This is a genomic window from Paenarthrobacter sp. AT5, from assembly GCF_032764245.1.
Taxonomy (GTDB): Bacteria; Actinomycetota; Actinomycetes; order Actinomycetales; family Micrococcaceae; genus Arthrobacter; species Arthrobacter ureafaciens.
The window spans coordinates 1151527-1164414 of record NZ_CP136441.1 but is presented as its reverse complement, the minus strand read 5'-3'; the positions used below and the strand labels follow the sequence as shown (position 1 = coordinate 1164414).

Genomic DNA, 12888 nt, shown 5'->3' with positions numbered 1-12888 from the left:
CACCTACGGACACTCTCCAGGTTGCACCAGCCTTCTTTTTGGCTTCTTACCCTCGCCGCGAGGGGTTAGATCTCGGCACTTAGACGGGCGCTAAGCCCCGAGAACTCACCCCTCGGTGAGCAAAGTACGACGGCGGCGGCCCGGGTTCCGGCGCCACGGCACCCCACCTTCCGCGAGGGGTTAGATCTCGCCACTTAGACGGGCGCTAAGCCCCGAGAACTCACCCCTCGGTGAGCAAAGCACGACGGCGGCGGGCCAGGTTCCGCCGCCACCGGCACCGAGCGTTACGGCTGGGGTCCGTAGATGAACTCCTTCGCGTGGTTCACAGCCTTCTTGAACGCATCGTTTCGCAGCGAGACCTGCTCCCGTGAAGCGCCGGCAACCGGCTCAACGAACGTGGTGGGCCCGGGGCGGAGGATCCAGATGTCCCCGGAGGGCGGCAAATAGAAGACTCCGAACGAACGGTGTTGGGGGTCGTCCGTCCAGATGGGGACCACGGCCACCGCGGCTCCCGTGTCCACGTTGATCCATTGCGCACGTGGCATGGGTTGCTCGTGGACCTCGGGATCCAGGAAGGGTGCCGTCCCTTTCCCCCAGCGTTGCTCGAAGCGCTCGTAGAACGCTGGGATCAGGTGGCTGTCGTACGAACGCCAAGCACTCATGTGCGTCTCCTTGGTGTTGAATGGCCGCGAAGGGGTGCCCATCGGGTGGGGCCGAAGATCAGGGGCTCGCTGCGATCGGGGCCACTTGCAGGCGGAGCATGCCTGGCGCCCTCCCCCGCCGCGTCCGGTTCCTTTGCCGCCGTCCTGCGGTGAATCCGTACCTTGACCGGCGTTCCGGCGCCGATGCCGGGCGACCCGGAACGTGCGCGGTCGTACTCGTGCTTCCGTGTTGCGTCCGACAACACGACGTATGCCTGCATGATGGCGTGCAGGCGGTGGAGGTCGGACGCCTCGGAGGCACCGCCGTCGTGGTCCGCCTGCCGGGTGTCCGGGTGGTGCCGGCGCAGCAGTGAGCGGTAAGCATGGGTGATCTCGCGCGCCGTCGCGGTTGGCGCGACACCGAGGATCGCGTAGTAATCAGGTTGGCTGTTCCCCAAGGCCGGTTCCCGTGAAGTTGCTGTGGACTGGGCGATGGCCCCCGGGCGAACTTCGCAGTTCGGACGGGGGCCATCTTCTCGGGAGGCAACGTCGGGGGCCGCGTTTCCTCTGCGCAACAAGCGCTATGGCGTGGCGCGAAGCCTGCGCCCATTCTTCCGATGCGGCCGGTCTGATGCTCCCGCATGAGCGCTCCGCCGGTGACACCCCGGGCATCCCGGCGAAGCAGGCTCGACTATGCGTTGATCTCTTGGCGCTGTTGTCCGTTTGCCGTGATCTCGATGCGCCGCGGCTTTGCCTTCTCGGCGACCGGGATGCGGAGTGTCAGGACGCCGGCGTCGTAGCTGGCCTTCACGCCGTCGGTGTCCAGGGTGTCGCCGAGAATGAGCTGCCTGCTGAAGACGCCTTGCGGGCGTTCGGCGGCGATCATTTCGGTGTTTTCTCCGGCGGACGACTTCCGCTCGGCCTTGACGGTCAGGACGTTGCGTTCGACGTCCAGCTCAATCGACTCGGGGCTTACACCTGGCAGGTCGAGAGCGACGATGAATTCTTCACCCTCTTGCCATGCATCCATTGGCATGCCGGCCGGGCGTGCTGTTGTGCCAAAAACCTGTTGTGCGAGCCTGTCGAATTCGCGGAACGGGTCAGTGCGCATCAGCATTGTGGTTCTCACTCCTTCAGATCTTGATGCGATTCTGTTGTGTTTCCAACCCTTCCAGATCTGTGGTGGTTGGTATAGATTTTTTATAGCACCGGCATGAGAGTGGTGCAAGTGGTTTCCCAGAAGATTTTTGGAGTGAACTTGATGGCTGGTTTACAGGGGCCTTCGGAAGAGTACGACGGCGGTGGGCCGGGTGCCGGGGGCACTTCGGGCGGGGGTTCCGCACCGGACGGCAGCCCGGGTTCGCGGGACGACCAAGGCGTCTATGCCATCTCCGTAGCGGCCGAGTTGGTGGGCACAGGGCATCAGAACCTGCGGCTGTATGAGCGCAAAGGCCTTCTCACGCCGGAACGGACCGACGGCGGCACGCGGCGCTACAGCGAACGGAACCTGAAGACGCTGCGGCGGATCGGGGCGCTCCTTGATGAGGGACTGAACCTGGCCGGTGTGAAGCTGGTGCTGGAACTCGAGGAAGAGAACCGCGGATTGGTGGAAGACAACCGTGGGCTTTCGGAGGACAACCGCGAGCTGCGTGCTGACAACAAAGGGCTGCGGGCGGATCTAAAGAAGGCGCGGGGCTCAGCCCGCGAGGGGTGAGATCTCGGCATTTAGCCACATCGATAGCGCCGGGATCTCACCCCTCGCGCGTATGGGTCCTACAGAATCGCCGTCATTCCGCTCCACCCCGTGCCCACCCGGCTGGCTGATGGCCACGCCGTTCCTCCGGCGCCGGAGTACAGCCACAACTCACCCGCAGCGTTGCGGGCAAGGATGTCCGCGCGTCCGTCGCCGTCGAAATCCCCGGGTCCGACCAGGGAGTTCATGACGTTCCACCCCTGGCCGATCGCCTGTCGTGGAAGCCATCCGCCGATTCCGTTCGGCGGGTAGAGCCACAGAGCTCCGGAGGTGTCGCGCGCAGCGAGGTCAGTAACGCCGTCGCCGTTGAAGTCCGCTACGCCGGTGAGTTCGGACATGCCGTTCCAACCTGACCCAATCCACATCCGCGGGAGCCAGCCGCCACGGCCGTCTCCGCGATACAGCCACAGAGTCCCGCTGGCGTCCCGTGCTGCAACGTCAGCGAAACCGCCACCGTAGAACGAGCCAATGCCGACAATCTCGGTCATAGCGTTCCATCCCTGGCCCACGGCGATCCTCGGAAACCAACCACCGAATCCGTTGCCCGGATACAGCCAAAGCACCCCGGCACTGTCACGAGCCAGGACGTCGGGCAGAGCGTCACCGTTGAAGTCACCCGGCGACACCAGCGCCGTCATCACGTTCCAGCCCACGCCCACTTGCGCGCGGGGAAGCCACCCGCCGGATCCGTTGCCCGGATACAGCCAAAGCACTCCGGCAGCATCCCGGGCCAGGACGTCCGAGTGGGCGTCGCCATTGAAGTCGTTCTTCACAGGAGCAGCGACGTCCGGATCGATGATGGACACCGATGAACTGTTGTTGTTGGCCACATACACCTGGCCCGTGGCTGCGTTCACGGCAGCGTCAATCGGCTCCTGGCCCGTAAAGACCGAGCCCACCCGAAGTGTGTCGCCGTCCACCACCATCACTCCCCTGCCGGACAGGCTCGCGTACGCCTTGTTATTGGCCGGGTTAATCACGATGTCCCGAATGCGCGATGCCGTCCGGAGTTGGGCGACCTGCTTCTTCGTCGCGCCATCAATGACTTGGACAAAGCCATCGATGGAGGTGCTGTCACCGGCCACGTAGACCGTGTTCGTCACTGGGTTCACGGCGAGCTGACCGACCAAGTTGGCGGAAGGAATGGTATCCGTGACCGTGTCTGCGGTGCCGTCGATCACGCGGACCCCGGCACCATAGCGGCCCAGAGTTGTGAAGTAGATCTTGTTTGTCCCGGGGTTTACCGCGAGCGCAAGAATGCCGCCGGCTCCGATGTTGACGGAGGCAGTCACCGTTCCGCCAGTACCCAGAACCTGGATTGTTCCGCCGGACAGGACGTACACCTTGCCGGTAGCAGGGTTCACCACGATGTCCTGCGCTCCCCCGGCGAGCGGCACTGACGATGTGGCAAGGGTGGAACCATCTATGATGGTCACCCCGCTCTTCACCCCGACGTAGATCTTGTTCGTCACCGGGTTGACCGAGACCACACCGGGCGACGAGCCAACAGGCACGGATGTTACTGCTCGGGAAACGCCGTCCACCACCGCAACCGTTCCGCCGGTCTCGCTGACGTAGATCTTGTTCGTCGCCTCGTTCACGGCAACGTCTACGGGTCGGTCTCCCTGGTACAGAATCCCCGCTGACGCCGCACCCTCCAGCACGGAAACTCCATAGTCCGTGGCTACATAGGCCTTACCGGTCACGGAGTTCACGGCCACTGCTGATGGCTTAGTGCCGACGGGAACTACGTCAGTAACCGCGTCCGCGATGGCCGGCGAACCTATCAGCCCCAGGGAACCAACCAGCGCCAGCCCAAGTCCGACGGCGACAGACCGCACCGCCGCTGGGCGCCGCCGTCGTCTGTGACTAAGCGCGCGTAATCCAGCCCCGACTGCACTCATTGAAAAGACCCCCAGCATCAGGAACGCCCCAGCGCGTCCGTAGACCGTGAGTCTATCGCCGGCCTGTGACAAAAAGGAGAACCTGCTGTTTACCTACTCTTCCTTTCCAGGGCATCTGTTCGAAGGCAGCCGGCCAACCGTCGGGACGAGCGTTGAAACCGTGGGGACGGGCAGCACGTTGGGCGGTGAATCGGGTCAAGCAGAATCCTTGCCGATTCAGCCGCGTCAGCGTTGGCTGGCATCCAAGCGTTGCTGCACGTCCAGCAAGAACTTGATGCCGGCGTCGGATAGCTTCGGCTCTGGGCCTTCCCACATGCGGGAGCCCCAGAGAGCCAACAGGCCAAGGGGCCGCCGTACGTCTAAATAGAGATCGCGGGCCAGGTTCAACGGGATGCCGCCGTTGCCGTCCTTCATGACAAAGCCGCGAAAAGTAAGCTCGGAGCGGACCACCTCGTCGATCGTCTTCCAGTCTGGTTCTGTTCCAGTGAGCTCCCAATGAACAAGAAGCCTCATCACCACATCGTCCGCAGGTGTGCCCGGGGACGCAAGCCGGTCCGCCACGAAATCCCAGAGCGCCGAGGGGTCCTGCACCACACCACGGCCCAGAGGAGTGAGCAGCAGCTTGTTCTTGCTCTTCCGCAGCAGCTTCCAGCGTTGCAGCTGTCCCCGGAGGTCCATGACATGGGGGATGTTGACCTCGTTGCGGCCGGACCCGAACCAATCGTCGTCCCAGTTGAGTTCAGTCATCATCCGCTTGATGATCGCCGGTTTAAGCCATCCTGCCGATGTGAGGTCCAGCCCGTCCGGAGCGGCTTCCCGCAAAAGCCAGAGGACGGGTGCAAGGACCTCGTTCCTGTCTTCCGGCGTGGGTGGCTTTGCCCAAAGCCTGCGCGCAAGTCGATCCAGCGCCGTATTCACGCCCTCCAGGTCAAAGGCGGATGCGTCGAAGCCGGTGGCTTTCTCCCCGGTCACCGTTTCGAACCAGGAAACGGCATCCCGATGTTCAGGATGGTTCGGATCCCCTAGTACGCGGACTACGTTGGCGTATCCGTGCACACCGCCGGAATCTTCCACCGGCCCGCGCATCGCGCCGCCAGTGCAGAGGAAGGTATCTGCCGGAAGCTCTGCTGCCCCGATGACATCGATCTGGTGAGTCCAGCTGTCACCGAAATCGTACTCGTACTCGAATGCCGACTCACCAGGCGAAGCCGGGTTGAACAGCTCAATTAGCCCGACCTCTCCCGCGGATTCAGCACCTTCCGGGGAGTCATCGTCGAGCACCCCTATGGCTCGCCGCCTTCCGCTGGGCTCCGTTCCGTAAAAGACGTAAAGGTGTGCGTTGTTCCAGCCGAACGCCGCTTGGATCGCCTCGTGCAGATCTTCAAGGGTTGCGCTCTCCGGGAGTACCAGCTGCCGCCAGATAGCCGGTTCAGTGTCGCTGATTGTGATGCGCAGTTCGACGGCGGGTACCGGGGTGTCAGTCATACGGCCATTCTGCCAGCCGGGTCCAATCAGGCCGCCAAAACATAGCCGCACCACCACCTAGGAAACATCCTCAAGCACCTATTTTTGCCGACAGCCAAGGAGAAATGGCCCAAATAGCTATAGTTCCACCCCAAAATGCCATAGTTCCACCACCTAGGAAAATCGAACCGACACCTAGGCCCAAAAACTGCCCTTACTCTCGGAGTGTGCTTCCGGAACGGGAGACCCGGTGTCCGGCGGGAACCCCCATCCGTTCCAGGCGTAGGGAGCACAAAGCACGGCTCCATCGTTCCTAACCCCACGGTGGAGCCGTGCCCCACCTAACGCGTGCCCCACCTACCGAGTCCGCAGCCGGACCATCCGGTACACGATCCCAACAACGAACATCGCCACACCCAACCCCACAGACAGGGGCGGCAGGGTAGCCACCAGGGCGACGCATGCAGCCGCACCCAAGACCTGAAGCACCTTCGGATACCGCCGGTCCTCGTCGGGTTGCGTGAACGCGGCGATGTTCGCCACCAGGTAGTACAGCAGCACCCCGAATGACGAGAACCCGATTGCCCCTCGAAGATCCGCCACAACGATGACCAGGCAAATCACCACGGCAACGGTGAGTTCGGCCCGGTGCGGAACCTTGTAGCGGGGATGGACGGCGGCGAGCGCATGTGGAAGATCGTGCTCGCGTGCCATGGCCAGGCTCGTTCGCCCCAGGCCCGCGATGAGTGCCAGCAACGCTCCGAGCGAGGCAACGGCGGCACCCACACGCACCACCGGTGATGCCCACGCCAACGTCCCGCTCTCGACGGCGGCCGCCAACGGCGTTGGGTTACCGGCCACGCCGTCGGGCCCAGAAGCGGAAAGCACGGTCGCGGCGATCACCGCATAGACAACAACTGTGATGCCCAGTGCAATGGTGATGGCCCGGGGGATGGTCCGCCGCGGCTCCATGACTTCCTCGCCCATGGTCGCGATCCGCGCATACCCGGCAAAAGCAAAGAACAGCAAACCGGCCGACTGCAGTATCCCGTACCAACCGTGCGCCAGCAGCCCTTCCCCCAGCACGTTGTCGAGCGCCAGCCCGTTCCCGCCCCAGCACGCTGCAACAGCGATCGCCAAGGCACCCAGTACGGCAATGACGAGGATCCGCGTCAGGCCCGCTGTCCGCGTCACCCCGTGGTAGTTCACTGCCGTGAGAAGTACGACGGCGGCAATCGCCCCCGGCCGCTCCCAACCGGGCGGCGCGGCATAGGCGGCGAAGGTCATTGCCATGGCGGCAGCGCTGGCGGTCTTGCCGATGACGAATCCCCAACCTGCCAGGAAGCCCGGCCACGGACCGAGTCGCTCGCGCCCGTACACGTAGGTGCCACCCGACGTCGGATACGCAGCGGCCAATTGAGCTGAGGACGTAGCGTTGCAGAACGCCACGAAGGCGGCAACCACCAAGCCCACCAACAGGCCCGAACCGGCGGCCGCGGCTGCCGGAGTGAACGCCGCGAACACCCCGGCGCCAATCATGGATCCGAGGCCAATCAAGGAAGCGTCGAAAGTACCGAGTCTGCGGGTCAGCGCGGGCGGGTTGTTCACCCAGCCAGCCTATCGAGGGTCACTTGGGCGGAAACGTATTGCCCACCAGGATGAACAAACTTGTCCTGGACGTTGCCCCCGTCTTCCGGAGGGCATTGGAGATGTGGTTCTCCACTGTGCGTGCGCTGATCCTCAGCCGCTCCCCGATCTCCACGTTGGACAGGTACCCGGCAAGCGCAGCCACCTCGATTTCCCGTTCGGTCAGCGAGCTGGCCTCGAAGGTGTTGAACGCCAGCTGTTCGTTGGCACTGGGGAACCTGGCGGCAAATGATGACGATGCCTTGGCCAACGCTTCGGCTGCGACGTTGTCGCCTTCCACCACGCGCCGTTTGAGGGCGCTCCTGAGGAGCATGCCGATTTGGTAGACGTCCGCGTCGGGCCCGTAGTGCTTCAGGAGAAGGCCAAGGAGCTGGTGGTCGCCTTCCACCACAGCAGCGGCAATCGCCATGAACGGGTCATGAACAGTGACACCGCTTCCTCGGAGGATCCTTTGCAGCAGATCCAACACCTGGCGTCCGGGGACCAGGCAAGTGAACAGCAGGGCGGCCATCATCGCTTCCAGCGCGTAGCCGCTCCTCAGCTGCCGCTTGATGAGTCTGCTGGCCTGCCGATCGAACACCGCGGGCTGCTGGTTCTCCTTGGCGATGAGGACGTAGACGCCCTTTCCCACCCCGGGCAACGGCCCGACATCGGGCACTCCCGCCCGCGCCTGCGCGGCGATGGACACGGTAGCCGTTGTGGTGGTGGTCGCTTGCCGCAGGCCGGCGAGCCGAAGCATGGCGTCGTAGAGAATGTCCACCACGAACCCCGGCCGTCCCATGGCAAAGACGCTGCTCATGAGGTACTCCGCTTCGTCAAAGTGTCCGCTGTAAAGCAACCCGTGGGCGGCGACGTAGCTGCTGGTCACCACTCCGAACTGGTCGAGGTTCTTCCGGGCCTCGCCACGCCAGTCAAGCGCGAAGACCAGCGATTCGTCGATCCTGCCCGCCGCGAAAAGTCCGAAGCCCTTGATGAATGGCCGCAGATGCGGGAAGAGTTCGTCATCCTCTGCTGCATCAACAATTCGGAGTGCTTCAAGCGGCCTGCCCCTGTACAGCTCCACCAACGCCTGGGTGAGGACCTCGAGTGTTCCGGGCTTCTCCTCGGAACTTTCCGCATATGGCGAGCTTCCCGCGTCCGGCTGCGGCACACGGCCGTGGGAGGCGCTGAGGAACTGGATGGCCGCGTTGGCTTCTGCTTTCTGCTCCGGATACGCTTCGGCAAACTGCTGCAAAACCTCGACGGCGGCACTCAACCCGCCCGCCTGGATCGCTAGGAGGGCCTTCGTGATGGTGAGGAAGAGCAAGTCCGAGGGGTCGGCGTCGTGCGTTGATGTTTCTTCGAGGACGCGCGCGGCGCGAACCGGGTCCACCGGGGCGCCCCAGTAAACACGGAGCAGGGCTGCTGCATTCGCGGCGGTCTTGTTGATTTCCCATCGTTCGAAGCGCGACCGTTCGCGGACGGCGCTGTGATCGTGGAAGTGCCTTGCCGTGACGGCGTCGTCGTTGCCACGTTCCGAGCGCAACGCCGAAAGCACCCGAGTGAGGCAGTCCGCGGTGGTGGCTTCGATTCCAGGTACCTGTGGTGTGGAGTCGAGCATGCCCGCGATCTTGGTTCTCAACATGTGCCGGTCTCGAAGAGTGCGCCTGCCCCGGAAGTAGTCCACGATCACCGGTGGGCTGATGGCCGCAATGGTGCCGTTATGGTGGTCGTCCATGATGGAGAGGAAGCCCTGGCGCTCAAGGCTGTCCAAAGCATCCGCGGACACGATCTTCTGCAGGACATCGATGCGGGCCGTTCCGAGGATAGCCATGCTGTGCAGGGCGTTGACGTCCTCGGGCGGGAGCTCTGCCAAAAGCGCTTCGACAGTTCCGCGAAGGTGGTCGTTCCACAGTGACGTCCCGGACATCTGCCACGACCCATCGCGCCGGACAAGCAGGTTGCTCAGGGATGCTGTTTCCGCGATCCGCACGACGAGCCTCGGGTTGCCGCCCGACTTGGTGAGGATTCTCGCGGTGGTGTCGATGTCCGCGGGACCTCCAAGCACGCGCGCTACGAGCGCGTGGACCTGCTCGTAATGCAGCGGATCCAGTTGAAGGATTGCTTCCCGACCTTGGTTGAGGACCGCCAGCTCTCCGCGAGTGAAGGCGTGCGTTTCCGGTGCCGTGGCGATCATCGGGGCGGCCGATTGTTGCCGGACTGCTTCCAGGACGGCTAATGACTCGTTGTCCAGTAAGTGAATGTCGTCCACAAGCAGCAGATGTTTGCCGGCTTTCGCGAGCTGGCTTGCCAAAACATCCGCGAGGTCCAGCACTCCGCTCCGGCCAGGTCGCATCTCCATCCCGAGACCTTTGACCGCGGCGTACGGGATGGCCCGGTGGGTCCTCAGTCCGGTGACCGCGTGGATGGTGAACCCGGTCTTCTCCAAGTTGAACACCGCACTGGAGGCCACTGTTGTTTTCCCACTGCCCGGGGCACCTACGATGCGTACGCCGATGCCATGCCCCACGTAGTCGAGGATGCGCTGAACTTCTGTATCGAACACCCGATCCAACCTTCCGTTTCCCACCATCACCGGCACGCGGCTCACCCCGGAGACTAAGCCCGAAAATCGGGACTAGGGGTCCAAAAGAACCCTGCACAGGCCGATTGGGCCGCAAACACGGTCCGTTTGAGCCGAATTAGGTGGTGGTTGGAATCCTCTAGGTGGTGGAAGCGTGGCTTCAGTTGGCTGTTGTGAGTGTTCGGGCAGATCATCAGTACCCCTTGCGTATCGGCTTGTGGCTACCAACGCTATGGGGTTCCGGAAACGAATTACATGTATGTAATTCGCTATGTGGATATGTGTTCTAGCTGGTTAAGGCACAGTAGTACATATATACGATGAGGACGACAAAAAGCAGGGCCGGTCATGAGACCGGCCCTGCTTTGAGTTATCCGAAGACTAGATAGCCTGGATGTTCACTGCCTGGGGACCCTTGGGGCCCTGCTCGACGTCGAAGGAAACCTTCTGGTTCTCTTCGAGGGAGCGGTAGCCCGAGGAGTTGATTGCAGAGTAGTGAGCGAAAACGTCCTGGCTGCCATCTTCCGGGGAGATGAAGCCGAAGCCCTTTTCAGCGTTAAACCACTTGACGGTACCTGTAGCCATAATTTCAGTCCTTACTGAAGGTGGAGATGCTTCCCGACTTTCGGGTCTCCGGGTGTGGGGTGTTCTCCACCGTTACTTCAGTAGACCGCGATCCAAAGGACCCCGGGGACTGCCTGAACTACGAAATGCCAAACACAACAACACCGTCAAGTCTACAGACTTCTGCGGGGATAGCTAGTGCTGGAGCAGATTAATCAATCCGATGGGGGTTGGAGCAAGAAGAAACTGTCAGTGATCTGGCTTAGCCTTTGAAGCAGGAACCCTGTCCAAGGCAAGAAGGACCAACTGTTGAAGGGCCAGATGGACTATTACGCGATCAACGCGCTGCGCGAAAAGCATGCAGGCTGGGCATTGCTTCGAGCCCAAAACGCGCCCCTCGCCCTGCACTTCTTCATGTCCGCCTTCACGGACCCCAATCAGCGGAACGTCGGGCGCCAACAGCTGATTGACGTTCTGGACGACGTCTTGTTCGGCGTACGGGAAACCTATGGGGAGGAGAAGTTTCCCCGCAACGCCTCGGAGTACCTGGATGACTGGGCCGCGTCTGAGCGCGCTTGGCTGCGAAAGTACTACGTCCAAGGCGAAGACGAACCGCATTACGACCTTACTCCGGCGGCTGAAGACGTGGTGCGCTGGGTTGAGAGCCTCAAAGGCCGCGAGTTTGTGGCCACCCAATCGAGGCTGACAAGCATCTTTGCCGTATTGAAGACCCTCGTACAGCAGTCAGAGACAGACCCGGACGTGCGATTGGCTGAACTTCAACAGCAACGGGACCAGATTGATGCCGAGATGCACCGGATTCGTGAGGGAGACCTCAAAGTCATGACTGCACCGGAGGCCTTGGACCACTTCCAACAGCTCACCACCCTGGCAAAGGACCTGCTCTCCGACTTCCGCGAAGTTGAGCAGAACTTCCGAAAACTGGACAGACAGGTCCGGGAGCAGATTGCTACGTGGGACGGCAGCCAAGGAGAACTCCTGGACTCGATCTTCGCCAACCAGCAAGACATCGGAAGCTCGCTCCAAGGCCGCACGTTCCAGGGTTTCTGGGACTACCTCATGTCTCCGCAGCTGAGGAGAGAACTCAACGACCTCCTCCACAGGGCTACCCGGATCGAGGCTTTGGCCCGGATGGATAACCTCCACACCATCACCAACCTCCACCAGGATTGGCTACCCGCAGTGGAGCAAACACAGGCCACGGTTAGACAGCTCTCGCAACAGATGCGACGCCTCCTGGACGACAAAGTCTTCCTCGAGAACAAACGCATCATGCAACTTATCCGAAGCATCGAGGCGAACGCGCTGGACCAACGGGACCAGCCGCCGTCGAACTTTGCCATGGAGATTGAAGCGTCCTCCGTGGACGTCGCCTTACCGTTCGAGCGGCCTCTTTACGAGCCGGGCAGCCGCGTGATGGTGATGGATGATGTTGTTACCGCAGATGATCAGGATCTGGATGCGAGCGCGCTGTTCAGTCAGTTTCATGTGGACCGTGAGCGCCTGAAGTCCAATATCGAAAGGGTCCTTGAGGAGGAGACCCAGGCGACGCTGGCGGACATCACGGCGGCCCATCCGTTGTCCCAAGGGCTCGCGGAGATTGTGGCGTACTACCAGCTCGCTGCGGAGTCGGACTGGGCCAGCATCAACCCCGAAACTACGCAGCGCCTCCGGTGGACTTTGGAGGATGGCAGCGTCCGGGAAGCAGTCATCGATCAGATCATTTTTGTGAGGCCGGCATGAATACTGCAAGCGAAACGTCCAACCCGGAAGAGTTGCCGGGAATCGTGACCAAGCTGTTCAAGGGTGTGGTCTACGCGGAGACTGACGAGAAGGTCTGGCAATCGTTGCTCGCCTTGACGTCCCACGTGCGCGATTATGTGGCAGTACTGGGGCTGAACCTGATTCTGGACGAATCCGAGGGCTACGCTTTTCTGAGGTCCCGGGAGGATCCCGAAGGCACGCTCCCCCGGCTTATTCCGCGCAGGCAGCTTACTTTCGATGTGAGCTTGCTGCTTGTTCTACTCAGGAAACGGTTGTTGGAGTTCGATACCAACAGCAGTGAACTCCGGTTGATCATGACGGAGGAGGAGCTAAAGGACATGGTCGCAGTGTTCCTGCCGGAGTCCAGTAACGAGGCCAGGATTCTGGACCGGCTAGGCACCAACATCAAGAAGGTGGTGGAGCTCGGCTTCTTGAGGAAGCTCCGCGGCGAAACGGGGACTTACGAGGTAGCGCGTATCTTGAAGGCGTACGTTGATGCTCAGTGGCTGGAAGAGTTCGACGCGCGGCTGGCCGACTACCGTGAATCACTCACCGGAAGCAAATAAC

The 12888-nt window shown here is 62.0% G+C and carries 11 protein-coding genes; 3 read left to right on the top strand and 8 right to left on the bottom strand.

Going from position 1 to position 12888, the window contains the following annotated elements:
- Positions 1-284: 284 nt before the first annotated feature.
- From RI444_RS05445 to RI444_RS05435, 3 genes are all read right to left on the bottom strand, one after another.
- Positions 285-662 carry a hypothetical protein gene (locus RI444_RS05445; RefSeq protein WP_062095616.1) on the bottom strand — a complete coding sequence of 126 codons (378 nt, stop codon included), beginning with the start codon at positions 660-662 and terminating at the stop codon, positions 285-287.
- Positions 659-1099 (bottom strand): J domain-containing protein, encoded by a 441-nt coding sequence (locus tag RI444_RS05440; RefSeq protein WP_207604991.1) that lies wholly within the window; start codon positions 1097-1099, stop codon positions 659-661. Before RI444_RS05440 ends, RI444_RS05445 begins: the two co-directional genes overlap by 4 nt.
- 233 nt (positions 1100-1332) lie before the next feature.
- Positions 1333-1758: an Hsp20/alpha crystallin family protein gene (locus RI444_RS05435; protein WP_207604992.1), complete on the bottom strand. Its 426-nt coding sequence runs from the start codon at positions 1756-1758 to the stop codon at positions 1333-1335.
- A gap of 144 nt (positions 1759-1902) precedes the next feature.
- Here RI444_RS05435 and RI444_RS05430 point away from each other — a divergent pair, with 144 nt between their 5' ends.
- Complete coding sequence (locus tag RI444_RS05430) at positions 1903-2355, top strand: MerR family transcriptional regulator (RefSeq protein ID WP_207604993.1); 453 nt, start codon at positions 1903-1905, stop codon at positions 2353-2355.
- Between the two features lie 59 nt (positions 2356-2414).
- Here the strand turns inward: RI444_RS05430 and RI444_RS05425 are convergent, their stop codons facing one another.
- The 5 genes from RI444_RS05425 to RI444_RS05405 all read right to left on the bottom strand — a co-directional run bounded on the left by RI444_RS05425 (position 2415) and on the right by RI444_RS05405 (position 10557).
- Positions 2415-4235 (bottom strand): FG-GAP-like repeat-containing protein, encoded by a 1821-nt coding sequence (locus RI444_RS05425; RefSeq protein WP_207604994.1) that lies wholly within the window; start codon positions 4233-4235, stop codon positions 2415-2417.
- A 288-nt stretch (positions 4236-4523) separates the two neighbouring features.
- Positions 4524-5783, bottom strand: coding sequence for a plasmid pRiA4b ORF-3 family protein (locus RI444_RS05420; RefSeq protein WP_207604995.1), 1260 nt, complete (start codon positions 5781-5783; stop codon positions 4524-4526).
- A gap of 336 nt (positions 5784-6119) precedes the next feature.
- Entirely contained in the window at positions 6120-7370 is a 1251-nt protein-coding gene (locus RI444_RS05415) for an APC family permease (RefSeq protein ID WP_207604996.1), read from the bottom strand.
- Positions 7371-7389: 19 nt separating this feature from the next.
- The gene (locus RI444_RS05410; RefSeq protein WP_242703129.1) at positions 7390-9954 is read right to left on the bottom strand and encodes a LuxR C-terminal-related transcriptional regulator; all 2565 of its coding nucleotides are present in this window, start codon (positions 9952-9954) and stop codon (positions 7390-7392) included.
- 399 nt (positions 9955-10353) lie between these two features.
- Complete coding sequence (locus tag RI444_RS05405; protein ID WP_021472668.1) at positions 10354-10557, bottom strand: cold-shock protein; 204 nt, start codon at positions 10555-10557, stop codon at positions 10354-10356.
- Between the two features lie 288 nt (positions 10558-10845).
- Here RI444_RS05405 and RI444_RS05400 point away from each other — a divergent pair, with 288 nt between their 5' ends.
- The gene (locus RI444_RS05400) at positions 10846-12300 is read left to right on the top strand and encodes a DUF3375 domain-containing protein (RefSeq protein ID WP_207604997.1); all 1455 of its coding nucleotides are present in this window, start codon (positions 10846-10848) and stop codon (positions 12298-12300) included.
- The gene (locus tag RI444_RS05395) at positions 12297-12887 is read left to right on the top strand and encodes a DUF4194 domain-containing protein (RefSeq protein WP_207604998.1); all 591 of its coding nucleotides are present in this window, start codon (positions 12297-12299) and stop codon (positions 12885-12887) included. The genes RI444_RS05400 and RI444_RS05395 overlap by 4 nt, the downstream gene beginning before the upstream one ends.
- The last annotated feature ends 1 nt before the right edge of the window (position 12888 follow it).

What these genes read in the sequence shown, in the direction of transcription:
- RI444_RS05445 (WP_062095616.1), bottom strand. Translation starts at nt 662, where the DNA reads ATGAGTGCTTGGCGTTCGTACGACAGCCACCTGATCCCAGCGTTCTAC.
- RI444_RS05435 (WP_207604992.1), bottom strand. Translation starts at nt 1,758, where the DNA reads ATGCTGATGCGCACTGACCCGTTCCGCGAATTCGACAGGCTCGCACAA.
- RI444_RS05430 (WP_207604993.1), top strand. Translation starts at nt 1,903, where the DNA reads ATGGCTGGTTTACAGGGGCCTTCGGAAGAGTACGACGGCGGTGGGCCG.
- RI444_RS05420 (WP_207604995.1), bottom strand. Translation starts at nt 5,783, where the DNA reads ATGACTGACACCCCGGTACCCGCCGTCGAACTGCGCATCACAATCAGC.
- RI444_RS05405 (WP_021472668.1), bottom strand. Translation starts at nt 10,557, where the DNA reads ATGGCTACAGGTACCGTCAAGTGGTTTAACGCTGAAAAGGGCTTCGGC.
- RI444_RS05395 (WP_207604998.1), top strand. Translation starts at nt 12,297, where the DNA reads ATGAATACTGCAAGCGAAACGTCCAACCCGGAAGAGTTGCCGGGAATC.